We start from the raw sequence: 20,805 nt of genomic DNA on the forward strand, positions 1-20,805 counted from the left end.
CCCGGTCGATCGGCCAGTCCGTCCGGAGTCCGCCGGACGGGTGGCTGGGCGGGTCCGTGGGGCGGGCGGACGGCGTGCGGACGCACCCTGGAGGGGTGAGCACATCCGCCCGCCCGTCCGCCGGACCGGGGCCGCTCCCCGAGTCGCTCAGCCCGATGCTCGCCAGTTCCGGCACCCGCCGGGAGTTCGACGCCGGCTGGATCCTGGAGCGGAAGCTGGACGGCATCCGCGCGCTCGCCTACCGCGACGGCGAGCTGGTCCGGCTGGTCAGCCGCAACGGCAAGGCGCTGGAGGCCGGTTACCCCGAACTGGTCGCCGCCCTGGCCGCACAGCCCGTCCAGCGCTTCGTGGTCGACGGCGAGATCGTCGCCCTCGACCACGGCGTGACCAGCTTCGAACTGCTCCAGCGCCGGATGCAGCTGCGCGACGCCCGCCGGGCCCTGGCCACCGGGGTACAGGTCACCTACTACCTGTTCGACCTGCTCCACCTTCAGGGGTACGACACCACCCGGCTGCCGTTGCGCTCACGCAAGAAGCTGCTCCGGCAGGCGATCCGGTACGGCGGGCCGCTGCGCTTCACCGTCCACCGCAACGGCGACGGCCCGGCACCGCTCGCGGAGGTCTGCGCCCGGGGCTGGGAGGGCCTGATCGCCAAACGCGCGGACAGCCCCTATGTGCAGCGGCGTTCACCCGACTGGCTCAAACTCAAGTGCTCGGCCGCGCAGGAACTGGTGATCGGCGGCTTCACCGCCCCGGCGGGCAGCCGGGTCGGCTTCGGTGCGCTGCTGCTCGGCCACTACCGCGACGGGCGGTTGCACTACGCGGGCAAGGTCGGCACCGGCTTCGACACCGCCACCCTGCACCGGCTGCGCACCGCTCTCGACGCCGTCGCCCAGCCCGCCTCCCCGTTCGCCGGGCCGGTGCCGGAGCGCACCGCCCACTGGGTCCGGCCCGAGCTGGTCGCCCAGGTCGCCTTCACCGGGTGGACCCGCGACGGCCGGCTGCGCCACCCGCGCTTCCTCGGCCTGCGCGAGGACAAACCACCCGGCGACGTGGTCCGAGAGCCCTGACCGTCGCCGCCGCCCTTCCCGGCCCGGGAGCCGCCCTTCCCGGCCCGGGAGCGGGGCACCGGGGTCCGAGGGCATCGGGGAGTGTGACGAGTGACACTGAAGGCATGGACGAGTCGCGTCGGCCTGCGACGGGGGACATCTTCACCCCGCCCGTGGTCGTACGCCCGCCGACCCGTGGTGCGCGGCCGTACCGCCGGGTGGAGATCTACGGCCGCCTGGTCGGCAAGGCGTACGACGAGGCCGACGTGTCCGAGTTCATCCGCCGCGCCGGGGTCGACGATCCCGATCTGGACGACCCGGATCTGGTCGGCTGGCGCGGCGGAGACCGCACGGTCTGGTCCGCCGAGCCGGCCCCTCATCCCGGGGAGGCGCCGACCGGGCCCGTGGGGAGCGCCTCCGAGGAGACCGCCTCCGAAAGGACCGCCTCGGAGGAGACCGTCTCCGGGGACACCGCGGGGGGGAACACCGCCCCCGAGGAGCCGGCGACGGCGCCCGAACCCGCCGAGTAGTTACCGAGCCGTGTTGCTCGCGTACTGTCGCGTAACAAACCCGCTTGGTATGAAGCTATTCAGATGCCCCCCACACACCCGTTTCACGCCTCTGAATCCCAGGGGGAATTCCCGTACCGGTATGCAATCAGCGGGGAGTCTGCGCAGGCCACGGCCATTCTCAAGTAACCCTCAAATCTCGACCGGTCTCCCGGCCTCACCGGTCCGCAACTCCGCACGCAGGAAGGCGAATTGACGTCAGGATTCATCCGGCATTCATCGGCGGAGCGGCTCGGAATATAACTATTCGGATTCATGGGCTGTTCCCGGGGATTCCCGCGCGCCTAACCTTGGGCAACTCTCAACCCCCTGCCATCACCCGAGAGGTCACCTCCCCCATGGCACATGTTGACCAGCTCGCCCCGTCAGTCTCCCCGCCGACCGGTTCGTCTTCCGGATCCGGCCGCTCCCTTCGCCGTGAGGTCGGTCTGATCGGGCTGCTCTGGGCCTCCGTCGGTTCGATCATCGGATCCGGATGGCTCTACGGCGCCAAGAACGCCGTGGTCGCGGCCGGCCCCGCCGCGATCGTCTCCTGGGGCATCGGCGCCGTCGCGATCGTTCTCCTGGCCTTCGTCCACGCCGAGCTGGGCGGTCTCTTCCCCGTCGCCGGCGGCACCGCCCGCTACCCGCACTACGCCTTCGGCGGCCTGGCCGGCATGTCGTTCGGCTGGTTCTCCTGGCTGCAGGCGGCCACCGTGGCCCCGATCGAGGTCGAGGCGATGATCGGCTACGCCGGTCACTGGGACTTCGCCAAGGGCTTCCTGAATGCCAACGGCACCCTCACCGCCAGCGGGTTCACCGTCGCGGTGCTCCTGATGGGCGTCTTCGTCGCGGTGAACTTCCTCGGTGTCCGGGTGCTGTCGCACACCAACAGCATCGCCACCTGGCTGAAGATCTTCGTCCCGCTGTTCACGATCTTCGTGCTCGCCGTCACCCACTTCCACGGCAGCAACTTCACCTCGCACGGCTTCATGCCCTTCGGCGCCAAGGGCGTGCTCGCGGCGATCAGCACCAGCGGCATCATCTTCGCCCTGCTGGGCTTCGAGCAGGCCATCCAGCTGGCCGGTGAGAGCAAGAACCCCAAGCGGGACATCCCCCGCGCGGTGCTCGGCTCGGTCGCCATCGGCACCCTGATCTACACCCTGCTGCAGGTGGTCTTCATCGGCGCCCTGCCGGTCTCCGCCTTCGCCAAGGGCTGGGCCAACCTGGACTTCCCGGGCATCAGCGGTCCGTTCGCCGGTCTCGCCACCGTGGTGGGCCTCGGCTGGCTGGCGGCGGTGCTGTACTTCGACGCCATCGTCTCCCCCGGCGGCACCGGCCTGATCTACACCACCTCCACCTCGCGCATCTCCTACGGCCTGAGCCGCAACGGCTACGCGCCGCAGCTCTTCGAGAAGGTCGACAAGCGCGGTGTGCCGTGGTTCGGTCTGATCATCTCCTTCGTCACCGGCGTGATCTGCTTCATGCCCTTCCCGAGCTGGCAGGAACTGGTCGGCTTCATCACCTCCGCCAGCGTGCTGATGTACGCGGGTGCCCCGCTGGCCTTCGGCGCCCTGCGTCGCCGGCTGCCGGACCGCGAGCGCTCCTACCGCCTGCCGTTCGGTGAGTTCATCGCCCCGCTGTCCTTCGTGGTCGCCAGCCTGATCATCTACTGGACCGGCTGGACCACCCTGGCCCGCCTGGGTGCCGCCATCGTGATCGGCTACCTGCTGCTCGGCTCCTACGCCCTGTACGCCACCAAGAAGGGCCTGCCGAACGCTCCGCGCCTGGACTGGAAGCCCGCCCAGTGGCTGCCGGTCTACCTGCTGGGCCTCGGCGTCATCTCCTGGCAGGGCGGCTTCGGCAACGGAACCGGCAACATCCCGATGTGGTGGGACATGGCGCTGGTCACCGTGTTCGCCCTGGGCATCTACCAGTGGGCGATCCGGGTGGCGCTGCCCTCCGACGCGATCGAGCAGAACATCGAGGACGTCGAGGTCGTGGACGAGGGCGGCCACTGATCACCCTCGACTGATCACCGGCCACTGACCACGGACCGCCGATCCGGCCGTCGACCTCCAGGTCGCAGAGCCCCACGGCCGACCGGCACCTTCGACCAGCGGCCCGGAAACCCAGCCCGGTCGGGCCCTCCCAAAAAAGGGAGGGCCCGACCGGGCTTCCGCGTTCCGGCGGGCCGGGCCCGGGCCCGTGGATTCCCAGCCTCCGGCCGGGAGGTACCTACGGGGGGCGACCGTCGGCACCGACCCCACCGATCAGCGGCCGGAGGGCGGGTGACCGGCACCGGCCGGCACCCGCCGTGCGGACCGTCCCGGACGAGGACCACCCGGGGCGACTCCCGGCTGCCGACTACCGCCGCTCGGAGTCCTTGTCCGGCTCGCGGAGCCGGATGGACTGGGCGTGGCGGAAGACGTCGTACGGATCCCACACCGCCTTCACCCGCTGCAGCCGCCGGTACGTCTCGCGCCCGTAGTAGAGCTCGTGCCAGGGCTGGTGGCCCTTCTTGTCAGGGGGGTTGAAGGCCGGGTCGGAGAGGTCGACGTCGGGGTAGTTGACGTAGCAGCCGTCGGTGTTGCTCGTGGGGAAGACCTCGCCGGGGGAGGCGGGGACGCCGTTGGTGGGCGAGTAGACGTCCTGGTAGAACCTCCGGATCCAGCGCAGGTGGACGTTCTCGCTCTCCGGCTGGGCGTCCTGGTAGTCGCGGACCTGGTCGCCGGTCACGTCGGAGCCCCAGGTCCAGTACGCCTGGTACTGGAGCTTCATGACCGACGAGCGCTGCGGAACCGCCGTGGCGTCCCGGGGGACGTCGTTCACCCTGCCGCCGTAGGAGTCCACCTGGAGCAGGGCGTCGGGGTTCCGGTAGCCGGGATCGGTGAGGTTGCGGTAGATCGCGTCGATCTGGTGCTCGGTGAACCCCGCCGTCATGTACGCGGACTTGTACTTGCCGCAGCGGTTGGGCCCGGAGGAGTTGAGACTCTGGGTAGCGGTGAGCCACGGCAGGCGCGTCGGCACGTACAGCGCGGTCTGCGCCGGGTGCTCGCCCATCTCGCTGTCCAGCGGGCCCTCGGTGATCTCGGACGCGTCACCCGTGCGGAACTCCGGCGTGATCCAGTCGAGGAAGGCGTTCAGCCGCGCCGCCGAGTCGTCCCGGTCCCCGTCCATCTGGACGACCAGGCCGACCTTGCCGTTGCTCATGTGCGTCAGCTTCAGCAGGGTGAACATGTCCCGGTAGTCGTAGTCCCGGATGAAGTCGGGTCCCTGGAAGTCGCGTTCGCCGCGCTCCCGCTCGAACTCGAAGAACGCGCCGTAGCGCCGCAGCATGGCCTTGAACCGGTCGGGGCGCTTCCTGAAGCCGTCCCAGTCCCAGCTGAGCGACCTGCACAGCACCCGGGACGGCGGTGCGGGCAGGTCCCGGAACCAGTACCGGGTGATCACTCCGAAGTTGCCGCCGCCTCCACCGGTGTGGGCCCACCACAGCTCGCGGCCCGGGTCGTGCGGCTCCCGGGTGGCGACCGTGATCCGCGGTGTCCTGCCGTCGGCGGCCGTGACCACCTCCACCGCGTGGAGGTAGTCCACCGTCAGGCCGTGCAGCCTGGAGAGCAGACCGTAGCCGCCGCCCGAGACGTGGCCGCCGAGACCGACCGAGTAGCAGGAGCCGCCGGGCAGGGCGAGGCCGTAGGGGCGATAGAGGTGGGTGGTGCTGTGCCAGTTGCTCGCGCCCGCCTCGACGCAGTACGCCTTCATCGCCGGATCGTGGTACACCCGGCTCATCTGGCTCACGTCGATGATGACCCCGACGTCCGCGGAGGAGACGAAGTTCTCGTAGCAGTGGCCACCGGAGCGGACGGTGATCCGACGCTTGCGGAGTTCCGGACCGGCGAGGTAGTCGCCGAGCGCCGCCACCACGTCGTCGGTCCTGGTGGCCACCACGACGTACTCCGGCTCGGCGATCCACCGCTGGTTGAACCCCCGACGCAGCGCGTCGTAGCGGCGGTCCCCGGGACCCACCTCGATCGGTCTCGACGCCGGCATGGCAACCCCTTGGACTGCGGTAGGACGACTACGGAGCGCTACCGAACGCTAGCACTCGAATGCGGTGCGTCACTCCCCCGTCCGGGCGAAATCCCCGCGGGTCGACCGATCCGTTGACAGCTCGGCATCGGCACCCAGATGCTAAGCAAGCGCTTAGTCACCGATCCCGATGCGGCCGCCGGTCCTCCACCACCGCCACCCAGACGAGGAAGTCCATGAGCGATTCCCCCGAGCCCCCGCCCGGCCTCGACCTCGCGCGGCTGCGCGACCGACTCGACACCGAGCTGCCCGGCACCGTCCACGGACCGCTGCGCGCACGGCTCTTCGAGGGCGGCAGGTCGAACCTCACCTACCTACTGGAGGACGGCACCGACCGCTGGGTGCTGCGCCGTCCGCCACTCGGCCATGTCCTGGCCACCGCGCACGACATGGGACGCGAGCACCGGGTCCTGGCCGCACTCCACCCGACCCGGGTTCCGGTGCCACGGCCGCTGCTGCTGGTCCAGGACGAGTCGGTGATCGGCGCGCCGTTCTACCTGATGCAGTACGTGCCGGGCACCCCGCACCGGGACGCGGCGGCGCTCACCGCGCTGGGACCGCAGCGGGTGCACGCACTGGGGCTGCACCTGGTGGACACCCTGGTCGAGTTGCACGCCGTCGACCCCGCTGCCGTCGAACTGGCCGACTTCGGCCGCCCGGCCGGCTTCCTGGAGCGGCAACTGCGCCGCTGGGGCAAGCAATTGGACGCCTCCCGGAGCCGCGAGCTGGCAGGCATCGACGAGTTGCACGAGCAGCTGGCCAGGACCCTCCCGGCCTCCCCCGAGCCGACCCTGGTGCACGGCGACTACCGGCTGGACAACGTCCTGGTCGGCGCGGACGACCGGATCACCGCGGTGCTGGACTGGGAGATGTCCACCGTCGGCGACCCGCTCACCGACCTCGGGCTGCTGGTGATGTACACCGAGCTCGCCCGCCGCTACGACGGAATCCTGCCCGGCGCCGCCCTCGCCGAGGGCTTCCCCGACAGCGCCGGGCTGGTCGGCCGCTACGCCGCCGGCTGCGGACGGGACGTCTCCGCGCTCGGCTGGTACGTCGGCTTCGCCTCGTTCAAGCTGGCCGTGGTGCTGGAGGGCATCCACTACCGCTACACCCGGGGCGGCACGGTCGGCACCGGGTTCGACCGGGTGGGCGAACTGGTGCCCGTCTTCGTGCGGTTCGGCCTCACCTCACTGAAGGAGCGGTGACCGTGGACTTCTCGTACGACGCCAGGACCGAGCAGCTGCTCGGGCGACTCGGTTCCTTCATGGACGAGTTCGTCTACCCCGCCGAGCCCGTGCTGGCCGCGCAGCTCGCCGATCCGGCGCGTGAGCCGTGGACCGTACCGCCGGTGTTCCGTGAGCTGCAGGCCGAGGCCAGGTCGCGCGGGCTCTGGAATCTCTTCTTGCCGGGCGAGTTGGGCGCGGGTCTGACCAACCTCCAGTACGCGCCGCTGGCCGAGCTCACCGGGCGCAGCGTGCTGCTCGCGCCGGCCGCGCTCAACTGCGCCGCGCCCGACACCGGGAACATGGAGCTGCTGGCCCAGTTCGGCGACGAGGCCCAGCGGAAGCAGTGGCTGGAGCCGCTGCTGGCCGGCGAGATCCGGTCCGCCTTCGCGATGACCGAGCCCGAGGTCGCCTCCTCTGACGCCACCAACATCACCACCCGGATCGAGCGCGACGGCGACGAGTACGTCGTCAACGGCCACAAGTGGTACATCACCGGGGCGATGAACCCCGAGTGCCGGATCTTCATCGTGATGGGCAAGACCGACCCCGCCGCCGAGACCCGCCGGCAGCAGAGCATGATCCTGGTGCCGCGCGACACCCCCGGCGTGACGGTGAAGCGCGGGATGACGGTCTTCGGGTACCGGGACGACGACCACGGCGGGCATGCCGAGATCGTGTTCGAGAACGTCCGGGTCCCCGCCGCCAACCTGATCGGCGAAAGCGGCTCCGGCTTCGCCATCGCCCAGGCCCGGCTCGGCCCCGGCCGGATCCACCACTGCATGCGGGCGATCGGAATCGCCGAACGCGCACTGGAGTTGATGTGCCGCCGGGCCTGTGAGCGGGTCGCCTTCGGCAAACCGCTGGCCGCGCAGGGCGTGGTGCAGGACTGGATCGCCGAGTCGCGGGTGCGCATCGAGCAGGCCCGGCTGCTGGTGCTGAAGACCGCCTGGCTGATGGACACGGTCGGCAACCGGGGCGCGCACACCGAGATCCAGGCCATCAAGATCGCCGTACCCGCCGCGGTCGAGTGGATCCTGGACAAGGCCGTCCAGACCCACGGTGCGGCCGGGGTCGGCCAGGACACCCCGCTGGCCCAGCTCTGGGCCGGCATCCGCACCCTGCGTCTGGCGGACGGCCCCGACGAGGTGCACAAGCGCTCGCTGGCGCGGCGCGAGCTGCGGCGCCACGAACGGTCCGACAAGCGATCGGAAGAGGTGGGCTGAGGTGTCATCGGACCTCCGAGCGCGGGTCGAGGCACTGCTGGCGGCCCACGATCCCGCCACCACCGGGCGCCCGGACTTCCTGCGGGCCCGCTTCGACGCCGGCCTCGCCTGGGTGCACTTCCCGGTCAGGCTCGGCGGACTCGGCGCACCCCGGGCCCATCAGGCCCTGGTGGACGCCGAGTTGGCCGCTGCGGGCGCGCCCGACAACGATCCGCGCCGGATCGGGATCGGGCTCGGCATGGCCGCGCCGACCATCCTGCGCTACGGCACCGAGGAGCAGAAGTCCCGCTTCCTGCGGCCGCTGTGGACCGGCGAGGAGGTGTGGTGCCAGCTGTTCAGCGAGCCCGGCGCCGGTTCCGATCTGGCCGCCCTCGCCACCCGGGCGGTGCGCGACGGCGACGACTGGGTGGTCGACGGGCAGAAGGTGTGGACCTCCAGCGCGCACACCGCCCGCTGGGCCATCCTGCTCGCCCGCACCGACCCCGACGTGCCCAAGCACCAGGGCATCACGTACTTCATCTGTGACATGACCGACCCCGGGGTCGAGGTCCGGCCGCTGCGCCAGATCACCGGGGAGGCCGAGTTCAACGAGGTCTTCCTGACCGGCGTACGGATCCCCGACGCCCTCCGCCTCGGCGCCGTCGGCGAGGGCTGGCGGATCGCGCAGACCACCCTCAACAACGAGCGGGTGGCGATCGGCGGCCAGGCCGTCCCGCGCGAGGGCGGCATGATCGGCGTGGTGGCGCAGACCTGGCGCCGGCGGCCGGAGCTGCGCACCCACGAGCTCCACCAGCGGCTGCTGAAGGGCTGGTTGGACGCCGAAGTGATCCGGCTGACCGGCGAGCGGCTGCGCCAGCAGCTGGCGCTCGGCCAGCCCGGCCCCGAGGGCGCGGCGATGAAACTGGCCTTCGCCCGGCTCGCCCAGGAGCTCAGCGGCCTGGAGGTCGAACTCCTCGGTGAGGAGGGCCTGGCGTACGACGACTGGACCATGACCCGGCCGCAGATCGTCGACTTCACCGGGCGCGAGGCCGGGTACCGCTACCTCCGGGCGAAGGGCAACTCGATCGAGGGCGGCACCAGCGAGATCCTGCGGAACATCATCGCCGAACGGGTGCTCGGCCTGCCCGCCGAACCGCGAACCGACAAGGACCTGCCCTGGAAGGAGCTCCCCCGATGAACGCCCCGGTGCTGCTGTACTCGGAGATCGAGGAGGAACTCCGGTCCAGCGTGAGGGACTTGCTGACCGATCACTGCCCGCCGAACGCCGTTCTGGCGCGGTGCGAGGGCCCCGGGCCGTACGACCTCGGGCTCTGGCGGCGGCTGGTGAAGGAGCTGGGAGCGGCCGGGCTCCAGGTGCCGGAGGAGTTCGGCGGGGCGGGCGCCTCGCTGCGCGAAACCGCCGTGGTACTGGAGGAGTTGGGCCGTAGCGCGGCACCGGTGCCGTTCCTCGGGAGTGCGGTAGTGGCCACCGCGGCACTACTGGCCTGCGGCGCGGGCGAGCCGCTGGCCACACTGGCGGAGGACGGGACTGTGGCGGTGCTGACGGTGCCGTTCTCGACACCGCCCGGCAGCGGGTTCCCCGACGGTGTACGGGTCGACGTGGACGGGACGTTGAGCGGGCGGGTGACCTCGGTGGCCGACGCCCTGCCGGCCGCACTGCTGATGGTGCCGGCAGTCGGTGCGGACGGCCCGGGCCTGTACCTGGTGGAGGCGGACGCGCCCGGGGCCGACGTGGTCCGACGGACTTCGCTGGACCTCACCCGGCAGCTGGCCGACGTGACCCTGCACGGCGCGCCCGGGCGGAGGCTGGCCGGTCCGGACACGGCGGCCGCGGTGCTGCAGCGGGCGCTGCTGACCGGGGCCGGGCTGCTGGCCTCGGAGCAGCTGGGCATCGCCGAATGGTGTCTGGCGACGACGGTGGCGCACCTCAAGGAGCGGCGGCAGTTCGGGCGCGTGCTCGGCTCGTTCCAGGCCCTGAAGCACCGGCTGGCCGATCTGTGGCTGGACACGGTGGGGGCTCGGGCGGCGGCGCGGTACGCGGCCGACGCGCTGGCCGGTGACAGCCCGGACACGGCGGTGGCGGTGGCGGTCGCCCAGGCGCACTGCGGAGCGCTCGCGGTGCGCGCGGCGGAGGAGTGCATCCAGTTGCACGGCGGCATCGGGATGACCTGGGAGCACCCGGCACACCTGTATCTCAAGCGGGCCAAGGCGGACCAACTCGCCCTCGGCACACCGGGGTTCCACCGGAGCGCGCTGGCCGCCCTGGTCGACCTGCCGGGCCCGGTGGGCTGACGGCCGGCCGGGGGCGGGCGCGGGAGAGCTCCACCGCCTCGAACCGAAGGGTTCGCCGGCCCCGGAAAGAACGAGCGACAAGCGACCGGGGGACGAGGGAGCGCCGGAGGGGCCCCTCGCACCCCGCCTTCGGCCTGGGGCCGGGTACCCCTGCCCGAGGGCGGGCGAGGAGGACGGGCGGCAGCGCCGACTCCGTCGATCGGCGGCTCCGCCGCGGGGAGCGTCCGGAGGCGAGCGGGCGAGGAGGCGTTGCCGGTCCAGCACTTCCCGCGCCCCCGAGGTGCCCCGAGGTGCTGCCGCGGCCGGCAGTCGGTCGGGCTCAGGCGAGGACGGCGATCCGGCCGACGGAGTCGCCGGCCGCGACGCGCTGGACCGCCTCGGCGGCACGCTCGAGCGGCAGCCGTTCACTCACCAGCGGCCGCACCACGCCCTTGGCCGCCAGTTCGGCCAGTTCGGTGTGCGCCGCCCGGACCGCCTGCGGGTCCTTGGTGTTGTAGAGACCCCAGTGCAGCCCGAGGATCGAGTAGTTCTTCACCAGCGCGTGGTTGAGCCCCGGGGACGGAATGCCGCCGCCTGCGAAGCCGACCACCAGGATGCGACCCTCGAAGGCGATGCACTTGGTGGAGCCGGTGTAGGCGTCGCCGCCGACCGGGTCGAAGACGACGTCGGCGCCGTGCCCGCCGGTCGCCTCCTTGACCACCGCGATGAAGTCCTCGGCCCGCCGATCGATCACCAGGTCGACTCCCAGCTCCCGCGCCCGCGCGGCCTTTTCCGGCCCGCCGACCACCCCGATCACGGTGGCCCCGGCCGCCTTGCCGACCTGGACAGCCGCACTGCCGACCCCGCCCGCCGCGGCGTGCACCAGCAGGGTCTCCCCCGGGCGGAGTCCGGCCCTGCGGTGCAGGCCGAACCAGGCCGTCTGGTAGCCGATGTGCAGCGCCGCCGCCTCGGCGTCGTCCAGTGCGGCGGGTGCCGGGAAGGCACCGTCGGCGGCCATCAGCGTGTACTCGGCGAAGGCTCCGGCCGGCAGCAGCGGCGTCCCGACCACCCGCTCCCCGGCCCGTTCCCCGCCGACCACCTCGCCGCAGAGCTCCACCCCCGGGGTGAACGGCAGTGGCGGACGCACCTGGTACTGGCCCCGGCACAGCAGCGCGTCCGGGAAGTTCACCGCCGCCGCCCGTACCCTGACCAGCAACTGGCCCGCCCCCGGCTCGGGTTGCGGAACGTCCGGGCGCAACTCCATGACGTCCCGCGGCTCACCGAGCGCGCCGACCTGCCAAGCCCTCATTCCGTTCGTCCCTTCTCGCCCTGGTACCCGTCGATGCGCTGCTGAAGCCGGTTCATGCCGTCCAGCCAGCGGTCCGGATCGCCGGCCCTGGCCGTGTAGTAGTCGCCGACCTCGGGGTGCGGCAGGATCAGGAAGGTCTCCGACTCGATGCCGCGCAGCAACGCGGCCGCCACACTAGCCGGTTCGAGCGCGGACTCGGCGAGCAGCACCTGCCCGGCGGGCCCCGAGTCGGCGAGCATCCTGGTCCGTACGCCTTGCGGGCAGACGGCGTGCACCCGCAGGCCCCGGTGGCGGTAGCTGGCCGCGAGCCACTCGGCGAAGGCGAGGGCGCCGTGCTTGCTGACGGCGTACGGCGCCGACCCGAGCATGGTGAGCAGCCCGGCGGCGGAGACGGTGGCGACGAACCGGCCCTCGCCGCGCTCCAGCCAGTCGGGGAGCAGCAGTTCGGCCGCGCGGACGTGGGCCATCACATTGACCTCCCAGGCGCTGGCCCAGGCGGCGGGTGAGGCGTCGGCGCCCCCGGCCGGGGCGACTCCCGCGTTGGCGCAGAAGACGTCGATCCGGCCGAGTGCCCTGCGGGCGGCGCCGATCAGCGCGGCGACGCCCTCGGCCGCCGCGGCGTCGCCCGGCGCGGGGATGCCGCCGATCCGGGCCGCGACCTGTTCGGCCGCCTCGGCGTCCAGGTCGTTGACCACCACCCGGGCTCCCTCGGCGGCGAAGGCCGCGGCGATGGCGGCGCCGATGCCGCGTCCGGCGCCGGTGACGACCACGCCCTGACCGGCGAGCGAGGTGCTCACATCCCACCGCCGAGGGTGACGCCGCCGTCCACCACCAGGGTCTGGCCGGTGATCCACCCGGCGTCCTCGGAGAGCAGGAAGGCGACGGCTCCGGCGACGTCCTCGGGCAGGCCGAGCCGTCCGAGCGGGTAGGCCCGGGCGACCTCCTCCTCGCGGCCGTCGTACAGGGCCTCGGCGAACCTGGTCTTCACCACTGCGGGGGCGACTGCGTTCACCCGGATGCCGGGACCGAGTTCGGCGGCGAGTTCGGTGGTGAGCCGGATCAGCGCCGCCTTGCTGACGCCGTACATGCCGATCCCGACCGAGCTGCGGATGCCCGCGATGGAGGCGACGTTGACGATCGCGCCGCCGTGCCCGCCCATCCAGGCGTCGCGGACGAGCCTGGTCCAGGCGAGCGGCGCGAGCACGTTGACGCCGAGGATCTTGGCGGCGGCGTTCGGTTCGACGTCCAGGATCGAGCCGTACACCGGGTTGATGCCGGTGTTGTTGACCAGGTGGTCGAGCCGTCCGAAGGTCTCGATGGTGCGCTGGACCGCCTCCTGCTGGTGCGCGTCGTCGTCCGCCTTGCCGGCCACGGCGATGGCGTTCTCGGGGCCGCCGAGGTCGCGGACGGCTTCGGCGAGCGGTTCGGGGTTGCGGGCGGTGATGCAGACCTTGGCGCCGCGCTCCACCAGCGTGCGCGCGATGCCGAGGCCGATGCCGCGGCTTGCTCCGGTGACCACGGCCACCCGGCCCTTGAACGAAGGGGTCATCGCCATTCCTCTCGACAGCAGCAGGGCGTCCGGGCCGTACCGGTCCGGACGCTCGGTCTGCGGGCCTGTGACCGAGCTGCGGGCATGTGACTAAGCGCTTGCTTAGCATGTTGGGCACGCGCGACACTGTCAACCACCGCCGCCCCGGGGGAGCGCCGGACGGCGGGAGGGACCGAGCCCATCTGCGAGGATTGCGCCATGACCGATCAGGCAGCCGCCGATCCCCACCCCTGGGATCACCTCGAAGTACCGGCCGGCGAGCGCACCGAGGCCGCCCGGCGGCTGCTGCTCGCCGCCGTGGACTCCTTCGCCCGGCGCGGCTACCACGCCACCACCACCCGTGACATCGCCACCGCCGCCGGAATGAGCCCCGCCGCGCTCTACATCCACTACTCCTCCAAGGCCGCCCTGCTCTCCGAGATCAGCCGGACCGGCCACCAGGCGACCCTCGACCTGGTCGAGCGGGCCGAGGCCGCCGGCGGCGACCCGGTCGAGCAGATGCGCCGCCTGGCCGAGGAGTTCACCACCTGGCACGCCCGCGGCCACACCGTCGGACGGATCGTCAACCACGAGCTGCACGCCCTGCCGGAGGAGGACTTCGCGGCCGTCGCCGAACTGCGTCGCCGGATCGAGGACACCGTCCGCCGCATCATCGAGGCCGGCGTCGCCACCGGCGCCTTCACGGTCCCCGACGTCCGCACCGCCGCCCGCGCGGTCACCTCACTCGGCATCGACGTCTCCCGCTGGTACAGCGAACGCAGCACCGAGACCCCGGAGGAACTCGGCCGCCGCTACGGCATCCTGGTCCTCCGCATGCTCGGCGCCGCGGTCTGAGTACGACTCGCCTGCCCAGCTCGTCCGGCCGCGGTTCCCGGCTTCGGCCGGCGGGTGTGTCGAGCACCGGGGCGAACTCCGCGCGGATGCGCGCGGCGAGGTCCGGGACGAGCAGGCTGTTCGCGTGGAGGAGGCCAGGGTCGTAGCCCACAGGTACCAGGCCCCAGCGTTCCCAGTCGAGGATGGCCAGCGGGGCGGTCAGGTTGCCCCAGTGCAGGTCACCGTGGCCGGTCACGCGCTCGACTCTCTCGGGCGCGGGGATGCCGAGGAACTGCGGGAATGCCTTGTCGATCCAGCCAGACCGCACGGTGGTCCGGACGCCTTCCGCCTGGCTCAGGTGCTCGAAGGCTCGGCTCAGACTCTGCCACCACTCGTCCGGCAGGCCGGGGTTTTGGGCCAGGTCCGGCCGGTCGGGCGAGATGACGGGATGCGCGATGTAGTCCGTGACCTCCGCCTTGTAGGCGTGAGGGTCCTCGGTCCAGTCCATCACGTCGTGCAACTTGGGACGCGGCACATCATCCGGGATCAGGACCGACGCACCGACGATGCCCTCGCCCTGGTTCCGGCCCGCGTTCGCCATGGCGGTGGAGGCCACGCGCAACCAGAGGTCACCGGCTCGGCGGCTGATTGTGCAGCCGAGGAACCCCCACACGGGATTCCCGGTGCACTTCAGCCCGAGGAGGGCCGCCGCGCTCGCGTGCGCGGTCTCCATGCGGGGTCGGGTCTCCTCATCCGGCGGCGAGTGCATCGATCACGCTCCTGAGTCGGTCGCCATCCAGGGGGACGGCCACGGCCTTTGCCGCATCGTCCCAGTGATTCACGGTGCTCGCGGACAGCAGCACCACTCGATCCGCCAGCAGTACGAGAACACCTACATCGGCCGCCCCATCGGTGGCGAGCCAACCGTCAACGACGAGGCCGACGGCATCCGCTTCGTCCAGCCCGCAGACCTCGACCAGTACGAGTACGACACCCACCCCAGCCTGCGCCAGCAGATCGGCGACTATCTCGCCGGCACCTACCCCACCTCGGCTGATTGATCAAATCTGATGCAGCATCGGCAGCGCCAACTACCCTGGCAGCCATGGACTGGCTGGAACGAGTGGCGAAGCTGAGACGGTGGACGAACAACGAAGTCCGCGCTCCGCACAAGCCGTTGCTGCTGCTCTACGCCCTCGGGAGCTACCAGCAGGATGCCGACGGCGAACTGCGTTACAGCGTGGTCGAGGAGGAGCTCAAGCGGCTGCTCGCCGAGTACGGGCCGTCGCACCCGACGACCCCGGCCTACCCCTTCCACCACCTGGTCAGCGACGGCGTCTGGGAGGTCAGAACCGACCGCGGACAGGGGAGTCCAGGTAGCGGAGTCGGGGTCCTGCGCTCCAGCGGAGCCACCGGCAGGCTCGCGTCCGACCTGCGGGCGGCGCTCGCCAAGGAACCGTCGCTGCTGAGCCGGCTGGTCCGGGTGCTGCTGGACACCCACTTCCCGCCGTCCCTGCACGTCGACCTGTGCGAAGCCGTCGGTCTCGACCTGGAGCTCGCCGAGACCGGGCCCGTGCACGGTACGGATGCCGCGACCCGGCGGCAACGTGATCGGCGGATGCGTGAACTCATACTCACCGCCTACGAGTTCCAGTGCGCGTTCTGCGGCTACGACGGGGCGCTGGGGGCGAGCACGGTCGGGCTGGAGGCCGCTCACGTGCGCTGGTGGTCGCACGACGGGCCGGACGAGGCCGACAACGGCCTGTGTCTGTGCTCGCTGCACCACAAGCTCTTCGACAAGGGGGTCCTGGGCCTCGGGGACGGCCACCGCATCCTCGTCTCCCAACGGTTCGTCGGCCGCAGCGAGGCCAGCCGACAGCACGTGCTCGCGCTCGCCGGCCGGCCGGTCATCGGCCCTCAGCCGGGCGTCCCACCGGTGGCGAGGCGGCACCGCGAGTGGCACGCCCGGCAGGTCTTCCACGGCGCACCCCGGGCGCCCGTGGACCAGCCCGTGCACACCGGCTGACAGGGGCGGCGGGTTGCCACCGTGTCGAGCACTCTCGCCGTTGCCGTCGGCTACCGATCGGACGGACCTCCCCTAGGCCCAGGCCCGAGTCAGAGCCTCGGCGCGACAGTCAGCTGGGCGGCCAGGGAGATGAAGGCGCGGATCTTGGCGCTCTCGGTGTCGGCGCGCCAGACCAGGGCGCCGTTGGCGGGTGCCATGCCGGTGAGGGGCCGGTGCGTCACGTCCGGGTGGCGGTAGAGGCGGAACAGTCCTTCGTGGGTGGCCCAGACCATGTCGAAGGCGGCGACCCGGTTGAACGCCTCCTGGTAGGTCCGGCCGCCGGCTCCCCGGGTCAGCGGTCTCCCGAGCGGGGTGAACGGGGGGAGCAGGTCGAGGCGGAGCGCCTCCGGCAGGCCGGCCGGGCCGTCGAGCACCACCCAGTCGGCCAGATCCTCGATGTCGACGCTCTCACGGGCTGCCAGCGGGTGGCCGGTGCCGACCGCCACGGCGCGCCGGTAGGAGACCAGGACCGGGCCGACCCTCAGGTCCGGCTCGGCGACCGGGAGCAGGGTCAGCAGCACGTCCACCTCGCCGCCGCGCAGCGGCCCGCGCAGATCGGCCCACGGCACCTCGATGGTGCTGATGTCGCAGGCCGGATGGCGGCGCCCGAAGACCGCGACCACCTCGGACAGCGGCGGGCCGTTCAGACAGCCCAGGAAGCCGACCCGCAGCGTGCCGACCACCCCCTGGGCGATGGTGCGCGCCTCCTCGAAGCTCGTCCTGAGGCCCTCGTACGCGGCACCGAGGCTGCGCCGGGTGTGTTCGCCCAACGGGGTGAGTGCGACCCGCCGGCTGGTGCGGGTGAACAGCAGTCCGCCGATCCGGCGCTCCAGCGCCCGGATCAGCTGGCTGACCCGGGACTGGGACAGCCGTAACCGCTCCGCCGTGCGGCCGAAGTGCAGTTCCTCCGCCAGGACGAGAAAGGTCTCGATCTCCGTCAGGTCCATCGCCATCCCCCGTATCGATCAGCGTGGCTGATGGATTGTGCTCCAGTTCGACATTGATCGTCCATGGACCCGCTGCCAGGCTGACGGTGACGAACAGTCAACTGGGTTGAAGATTCGACGTGGAGTCATTCGTGATCGTTGTCACCGGTGCCACCGGCACCGTTGGTTCGAAGGTCGTCGCCGGGCTGCGCGAGCGCGGCGAGAGCGTGCGGGCGCTGGTCCGCGACACCGCCGACGTCCCGGCGGAGTGGGACGAGGGAGTGGAACCGGTCGCCGCCGACTTCGCGGACCCGGCCTCGCTGGACGCCGCGCTGGCGGGTGCGGACGTGATCTACCTGCTGGTCGCCGTGCACTCGGAGATGGCCGCGCACGAGCGGAACGTGATCGACGCCGCGGTCCGCACCGGGCGGCGCCCGCGGATCGTGATGCACGGCGCCGCCGGGCTGGAGTACCGCCCGGAAGGGGTGCGGTTCGTCGGCGCGCACGTCGCCGGGTACGACCACCTGCTGGCCAGCGGGCTGCCCTGGACCGTGGTGGCGCCCAACGGCTTCTACCAGAACTTCCTCGGCCAGGCCGAGTCGGTGAAGGCCGGCCGACTGGCGGTTCCGGGCGGCGAGGGCGCGGTGTCGTACGTCGACGCGCGCGACGTCGCCGATGCGGCCGTGCAGGCGCTGACCACCGAGGGGCACGACGGCCGCATCTACACCCTGACCGGCCCGGCCGCACTGACGCACGCCGAGATCGCCGCCGAGCTCGGCACGGTCGCCGGGCGGGCGGTCGAGTACCTGGCCGTGGAGCCCGAGGCGGCGCTCACCGAGATGCTCAAGGCGGGCTGGGACGCCTGGCGGGCCGAGGGAATGGTTGAGCTGTACGGGCTCTACGCGGCCGGGCACGCCGCCACGGTGAGCGCGGACGTGGAGAAGCTGACCGGGCGGCCGGCGCGCTCCTTCGCCGACTTCGCCACCGAGCACTCGGCGGTCTTCGAGTAGGCGACCGACCCTGCGGGCGGTTGACCGCGGGGGCGGACGGCCGAACCGCCCGGCACCGGGACATCGCTCCACGACCCTGGTCACCCGCGGTCGGTGTCGCGGACCGGCGGGCCGGCCGGCAGGGGGCGCGAGCCGCGCCTTCACACGCCGGCCGGCCTGCGGACGCGAGGCGTACGGCCCCTCGGGCACTGACCGGTGCCCGGCGGCACGGACGCGGGTAACGCACCGGGGACGTCGTTCCGCACCGCCGACGCAGACTCCGTACGGCCGGCGCGGGCTCCGTGAAGCCGGCGCCGATGGCGCCCAACCAGCCGATCGCGCCTACTGGTCGCTGATGACCGAGAACACGCCGCCCTCCGCGTCACGCAGCCGGGCCACCCTCCCGTACGGGGAGTCGCTCGGGTCGTCCACCACCGCCCCGCCGAGGGCGATCGCGTGGTGCACCGCGGCATCCGTGTCGGCCACCGAGAAGAACACCTCCCAGTGCGGGACCACCTCGGTGGCCGTACGCAGCGCGGCCACGCTGCGGCCCTCGGAGCGCAGCACGACCCGCTCGTGCTCGTAGCGCACCTCGAAGTGCGCCGGGTCGCGGCTGTCCCAGAGGAAGACCTCGCCGTAGAAGAGCGCGGCGGCGAACGGGTCCACCGTGCGCAGCTCGATCCAGACGGCGGCACCGGGCGATTTCACCCAGGTGGCGCAGCCGAGGTCGCCCTCCCAGATGCCGAAGGCCGCACCGAACAGGTCGGCGGCGAGCGCGACGCGTCCGGCGTCGAAGGCCAGCGGGCCGACCGCGACGGTCGCGCCGCGCTCCCTCACCCGGGCGGCAGCCTCGTTGGCACTCTCGATGCCGAAGTACGTGGTCCAGGCGACGGGCGGTTGCCAGTCCCCGGCGGCCACGCCGATGCCCGCGACCTCCACGCCGTCCACCACCGCGCGCAGATACGGCCCCCAGCGGTCGGGGCCGGGTTCGAAGGTCCAGCCGAGCAGTGGCCCGTAGAAGGCCCGGGCGTCCTTGAGGTCGCGCGCCATCAGGCTGACCCAGCACGGGGTGGCCGGTACGCAGCGTACGGTGACGGTTTGCTCGCTCATTCGGACGTACCCCTTCCGGTGCCGGCAGGTCTCAGCGTAGGGGCAGCGCCGGGCCACGGCACGGTCCGCCTCGCGGGGCTCTGGGCAGGTCGGGCGCCGTGGCGGGCCCCCACCGTCCGGCTGCGACCGCCGCCGGGACGTCCCGGCGGCGCCCGCCACGCGCCCGGCGCGGCAAAGTCCCCTCGGTAGCCGCGCCGCCCTCCGGCTCAACTCGGCTGCCAGCCCCGCGGGTCGACACCGCCGGGGACCGGCGCGCCCTGGTCGTAGGGGGCGCGGGTCAGTACGAAGCTGCCGATGTCCAGGTGGCTCACCGCACCGTCCGCCGTCCGGGCCACCCGGAGCGTCTCCCCCGCGTAGTAGCCGTCCAGACCGGTCCAGGTACCGTCCGGCTCGGCCCGGAAGCGGGATCCCCGGCCCGAGCCACCCATCGGTGCGAGCTCCAGCGCGCGGTCGGCGCGCAGCCGCAGGACGTGCGCCGAGGGCCCCCAGTACCAGGGGCCGGTCAGCGCGACCAGCTCCGGATCGGCCTCGGGCAGCGGGCGCCAGGGCTCCGGTAGGCGGGGTTCGCGCTCGGCGACGATCCGGATCAGGTCGGCGGCGATCACCGGGACCGGGGCCCCGGAGGTCACGTTGGACAGCACCACGGCGGCCAGGTCGTCCTCCTCGCTCACCCAGAGCGTGGCCAGGAAGCCGGGCATCGAACCGGTGTGGCCGAACAGCACCCTGCCGTCCTCCCGCCACAGTTGCACACCGAGCCCGTACGAGGAGGTCCACTCCGGTCCGTCCGGCTGCGCCGCGGGACGGCGCATCTCGGCGACGGCGGCGGGGCTCAGCACCTGCTCGTGCCCGGTGGCCAGGAACGCCGCCCAGTGGGACAAGTCCGCTGCGGTGGACCAGAGTTGACCGGCCGGTGCCATCACCCCCGTGTCCTCCAGCGGTTCGGGCAGCATGACGTCCGCCCACGGGTGCACCGCGAACCCTCCGGCGTGCGGCGGCCGGGGCGACAGGGTGGTCCGGGTCAGGCCGAGCGGGTCCAGCACCTCGCGGCGCAGCACGTCGCCCCAGGGCTCCCCGCGCAGCCGCTCGACCAGGGCGCCCAGCAGGGCGTAACCGGTGTTGGAGTAGTGGTAACGGCGTCCGGTCGGGTGCCGCATCGGCTGCTCGCCGAGCACGTCCGCGAGCTCGGGCCGCAGGGCCCCCGGTGTCCGCTCCCACCAGGGGCCCGGCGTCTCGGAGGCCAGGCCGGAGGTGTGGGACAGGAGTTGGGCGATGGTCAGCCGGCCGACGGAGGTACCGGGCAGGTGCCGCTCCAGCGGGTCGGTCAACTCCAGCAGGCCCTCCTCCCGTAGGCGCATGACCAGCACGGCGGCGAAGCCCTTGGTGAGGGAGCCGATCCGGTACTGCACGTTCTCGTCCGGCCGGTGGTCGTCGATCATGCTCCGCCCGTCGGACCAGATCAGGTGCCCGCCCCGGACCACCGCACCCACCAGCGACGGTGTGCGCCCCTCCGCCTGCCCGACGGCCAGCCGGTGCAACAGGGCTCGCCGGGTGGCGGGAAGCAACTCCTCGACTGGAAAGGACATCTGACTCCTCGTTCCCGTTCGTGTCCGGCTCGGCGCGGCCGACCATACCCCGGGC

At 72.3% G+C, this 20,805-nt stretch carries 17 protein-coding genes and 1 pseudogene; 11 read left to right on the forward strand and 7 right to left on the reverse strand.

Annotated features, from left to right (window positions below; genetic code table 11):
- Nucleotides 1-155: 155 nt before the first annotated feature.
- The 3 genes from ligD (at nt 156) to ACWDAK_RS22870 (ending at nt 3,618) form a co-directional block, all read left to right on the forward strand.
- Entirely contained in the window at nt 156-1,070 is a 915-nt protein-coding gene (gene ligD, locus ACWDAK_RS22860) for a non-homologous end-joining DNA ligase (protein ID WP_427393059.1), read from the forward strand.
- A 104-nt stretch (nt 1,071-1,174) separates the two neighbouring features.
- On the forward strand, nt 1,175-1,579 hold the full coding sequence (locus ACWDAK_RS22865) for a hypothetical protein (protein ID WP_427393030.1): 405 nt from the start codon (nt 1,175-1,177) through the stop codon (nt 1,577-1,579).
- 377 nt (nt 1,580-1,956) lie between these two features.
- Nucleotides 1,957-3,618 (forward strand): APC family permease, encoded by a 1,662-nt coding sequence (locus ACWDAK_RS22870; RefSeq protein ID WP_344635573.1) that lies wholly within the window; start codon nt 1,957-1,959, stop codon nt 3,616-3,618.
- 346 nt (nt 3,619-3,964) lie between these two features.
- Here the strand turns inward: ACWDAK_RS22870 and ACWDAK_RS22875 are convergent, their stop codons facing one another.
- Nucleotides 3,965-5,647: an FAD-binding oxidoreductase gene (locus tag ACWDAK_RS22875; protein WP_427393029.1), complete on the reverse strand. Its 1,683-nt coding sequence runs from the start codon at nt 5,645-5,647 to the stop codon at nt 3,965-3,967.
- Between the two features lie 215 nt (nt 5,648-5,862).
- On the opposite strand from ACWDAK_RS22875, the gene ACWDAK_RS22880 reads away from it, so the two are divergent.
- Genes ACWDAK_RS22880 through ACWDAK_RS22895 form a run of 4 tightly spaced genes read left to right on the forward strand, consistent with a single transcriptional unit; the run spans nt 5,863 to nt 10,427 of the window.
- Complete coding sequence (locus ACWDAK_RS22880) at nt 5,863-6,891, forward strand: phosphotransferase family protein (protein WP_344635575.1); 1,029 nt, start codon at nt 5,863-5,865, stop codon at nt 6,889-6,891.
- A gap of 2 nt (nt 6,892-6,893) precedes the next feature.
- Nucleotides 6,894-8,135 (forward strand): acyl-CoA dehydrogenase family protein, encoded by a 1,242-nt coding sequence (locus ACWDAK_RS22885; protein WP_344635719.1) that lies wholly within the window; start codon nt 6,894-6,896, stop codon nt 8,133-8,135.
- A 1-nt stretch (nt 8,136) separates the two neighbouring features.
- The gene (locus ACWDAK_RS22890; protein WP_427393028.1) at nt 8,137-9,312 is read left to right on the forward strand and encodes an acyl-CoA dehydrogenase family protein; all 1,176 of its coding nucleotides are present in this window, start codon (nt 8,137-8,139) and stop codon (nt 9,310-9,312) included.
- Nucleotides 9,309-10,427: an acyl-CoA dehydrogenase family protein gene (locus ACWDAK_RS22895; RefSeq protein WP_427393027.1), complete on the forward strand. Its 1,119-nt coding sequence runs from the start codon at nt 9,309-9,311 to the stop codon at nt 10,425-10,427. Before ACWDAK_RS22890 ends, ACWDAK_RS22895 begins: the two co-directional genes overlap by 4 nt.
- A gap of 319 nt (nt 10,428-10,746) precedes the next feature.
- On the opposite strand, the gene ACWDAK_RS22900 is transcribed toward ACWDAK_RS22895, so the two are convergent.
- From ACWDAK_RS22900 to ACWDAK_RS22910, 3 genes are read right to left on the reverse strand one after another with little or no spacing between them, the layout of a single operon-like run.
- Entirely contained in the window at nt 10,747-11,715 is a 969-nt protein-coding gene (locus ACWDAK_RS22900) for an NADPH:quinone oxidoreductase family protein (protein WP_427393026.1), read from the reverse strand.
- Nucleotides 11,712-12,512: an SDR family oxidoreductase gene (locus ACWDAK_RS22905; RefSeq protein WP_344635579.1), complete on the reverse strand. Its 801-nt coding sequence runs from the start codon at nt 12,510-12,512 to the stop codon at nt 11,712-11,714. The genes ACWDAK_RS22900 and ACWDAK_RS22905 overlap by 4 nt, the downstream gene beginning before the upstream one ends.
- The gene (locus ACWDAK_RS22910) at nt 12,509-13,264 is read right to left on the reverse strand and encodes an SDR family oxidoreductase (RefSeq protein WP_344635580.1); all 756 of its coding nucleotides are present in this window, start codon (nt 13,262-13,264) and stop codon (nt 12,509-12,511) included. The genes ACWDAK_RS22905 and ACWDAK_RS22910 overlap by 4 nt, the downstream gene beginning before the upstream one ends.
- A 198-nt stretch (nt 13,265-13,462) precedes the next feature.
- On the opposite strand from ACWDAK_RS22910, the gene ACWDAK_RS22915 reads away from it, so the two are divergent.
- The 3 genes and pseudogenes from ACWDAK_RS22915 to ACWDAK_RS22925 all read left to right on the forward strand — a co-directional run bounded on the left by ACWDAK_RS22915 (nt 13,463) and on the right by ACWDAK_RS22925 (nt 16,103).
- A complete protein-coding gene (locus ACWDAK_RS22915) occupies nt 13,463-14,098 on the forward strand; it encodes a TetR/AcrR family transcriptional regulator (protein WP_344635581.1) in 636 nt (211 codons plus the stop codon).
- An 848-nt stretch (nt 14,099-14,946) separates the two neighbouring features.
- A pseudogene (locus ACWDAK_RS22920) lies at nt 14,947-15,138 on the forward strand (NUDIX hydrolase); the annotation flags it as partial.
- Nucleotides 15,139-15,182: 44 nt separating this feature from the next.
- A complete protein-coding gene (locus ACWDAK_RS22925) occupies nt 15,183-16,103 on the forward strand; it encodes a phosphorothioated DNA-binding restriction endonuclease (RefSeq protein ID WP_344635583.1) in 921 nt (306 codons plus the stop codon).
- Nucleotides 16,104-16,192: 89 nt separating this feature from the next.
- Here ACWDAK_RS22925 and ACWDAK_RS22930 read toward each other — a convergent pair whose 3' ends face one another.
- A complete protein-coding gene (locus tag ACWDAK_RS22930) occupies nt 16,193-17,089 on the reverse strand; it encodes a LysR family transcriptional regulator (RefSeq protein WP_344635584.1) in 897 nt (298 codons plus the stop codon).
- Between the two features lie 131 nt (nt 17,090-17,220).
- On the opposite strand from ACWDAK_RS22930, the gene ACWDAK_RS22935 reads away from it, so the two are divergent.
- Nucleotides 17,221-18,078 carry an SDR family oxidoreductase gene (locus ACWDAK_RS22935; RefSeq protein WP_344635585.1) on the forward strand — a complete coding sequence of 286 codons (858 nt, stop codon included), beginning with the start codon at nt 17,221-17,223 and terminating at the stop codon, nt 18,076-18,078.
- Between the two features lie 321 nt (nt 18,079-18,399).
- On the opposite strand, the gene ACWDAK_RS22940 is transcribed toward ACWDAK_RS22935, so the two are convergent.
- Both ACWDAK_RS22940 and ACWDAK_RS22945 read right to left on the reverse strand, forming a co-directional pair.
- Nucleotides 18,400-19,167: a VOC family protein gene (locus ACWDAK_RS22940; RefSeq protein ID WP_344635586.1), complete on the reverse strand. Its 768-nt coding sequence runs from the start codon at nt 19,165-19,167 to the stop codon at nt 18,400-18,402.
- A gap of 206 nt (nt 19,168-19,373) precedes the next feature.
- Nucleotides 19,374-20,750: a serine hydrolase domain-containing protein gene (locus ACWDAK_RS22945; protein WP_427393025.1), complete on the reverse strand. Its 1,377-nt coding sequence runs from the start codon at nt 20,748-20,750 to the stop codon at nt 19,374-19,376.
- Between the last annotated feature and the right edge of the window lie 55 nt (nt 20,751-20,805).

The sequence above is a fragment of the Kitasatospora sp. NPDC001175 genome, from assembly GCF_053598215.1.

Excerpts from the sequence above, each read along its gene's own strand:
- ACWDAK_RS22880 (WP_344635575.1), top strand. The coding sequence starts at position 5,863 with ATGAGCGATTCCCCCGAGCCCCCGCCCGGCCTCGACCTCGCGCGGCTG.
- ligD (WP_427393059.1), top strand. The coding sequence starts at position 156 with ATGCTCGCCAGTTCCGGCACCCGCCGGGAGTTCGACGCCGGCTGGATC.
- ACWDAK_RS22940 (WP_344635586.1), bottom strand. The coding sequence starts at position 19,167 with ATGAGCGAGCAAACCGTCACCGTACGCTGCGTACCGGCCACCCCGTGC.
- ACWDAK_RS22895 (WP_427393027.1), top strand. The coding sequence starts at position 9,309 with ATGAACGCCCCGGTGCTGCTGTACTCGGAGATCGAGGAGGAACTCCGG.
- ACWDAK_RS22925 (WP_344635583.1), top strand. The coding sequence starts at position 15,183 with ATGGACTGGCTGGAACGAGTGGCGAAGCTGAGACGGTGGACGAACAAC.
- ACWDAK_RS22900 (WP_427393026.1), bottom strand. The coding sequence starts at position 11,715 with ATGAGGGCTTGGCAGGTCGGCGCGCTCGGTGAGCCGCGGGACGTCATG.
- ACWDAK_RS22865 (WP_427393030.1), top strand. The coding sequence starts at position 1,175 with ATGGACGAGTCGCGTCGGCCTGCGACGGGGGACATCTTCACCCCGCCC.
- ACWDAK_RS22875 (WP_427393029.1), bottom strand. The coding sequence starts at position 5,647 with ATGCCGGCGTCGAGACCGATCGAGGTGGGTCCCGGGGACCGCCGCTAC.
- ACWDAK_RS22870 (WP_344635573.1), top strand. The coding sequence starts at position 1,957 with ATGGCACATGTTGACCAGCTCGCCCCGTCAGTCTCCCCGCCGACCGGT.
- ACWDAK_RS22915 (WP_344635581.1), top strand. The coding sequence starts at position 13,463 with ATGACCGATCAGGCAGCCGCCGATCCCCACCCCTGGGATCACCTCGAA.
- ACWDAK_RS22945 (WP_427393025.1), bottom strand. The coding sequence starts at position 20,750 with ATGTCCTTTCCAGTCGAGGAGTTGCTTCCCGCCACCCGGCGAGCCCTG.
- ACWDAK_RS22930 (WP_344635584.1), bottom strand. The coding sequence starts at position 17,089 with ATGGACCTGACGGAGATCGAGACCTTTCTCGTCCTGGCGGAGGAACTG.
- ACWDAK_RS22910 (WP_344635580.1), bottom strand. The coding sequence starts at position 13,264 with ATGACCCCTTCGTTCAAGGGCCGGGTGGCCGTGGTCACCGGAGCAAGC.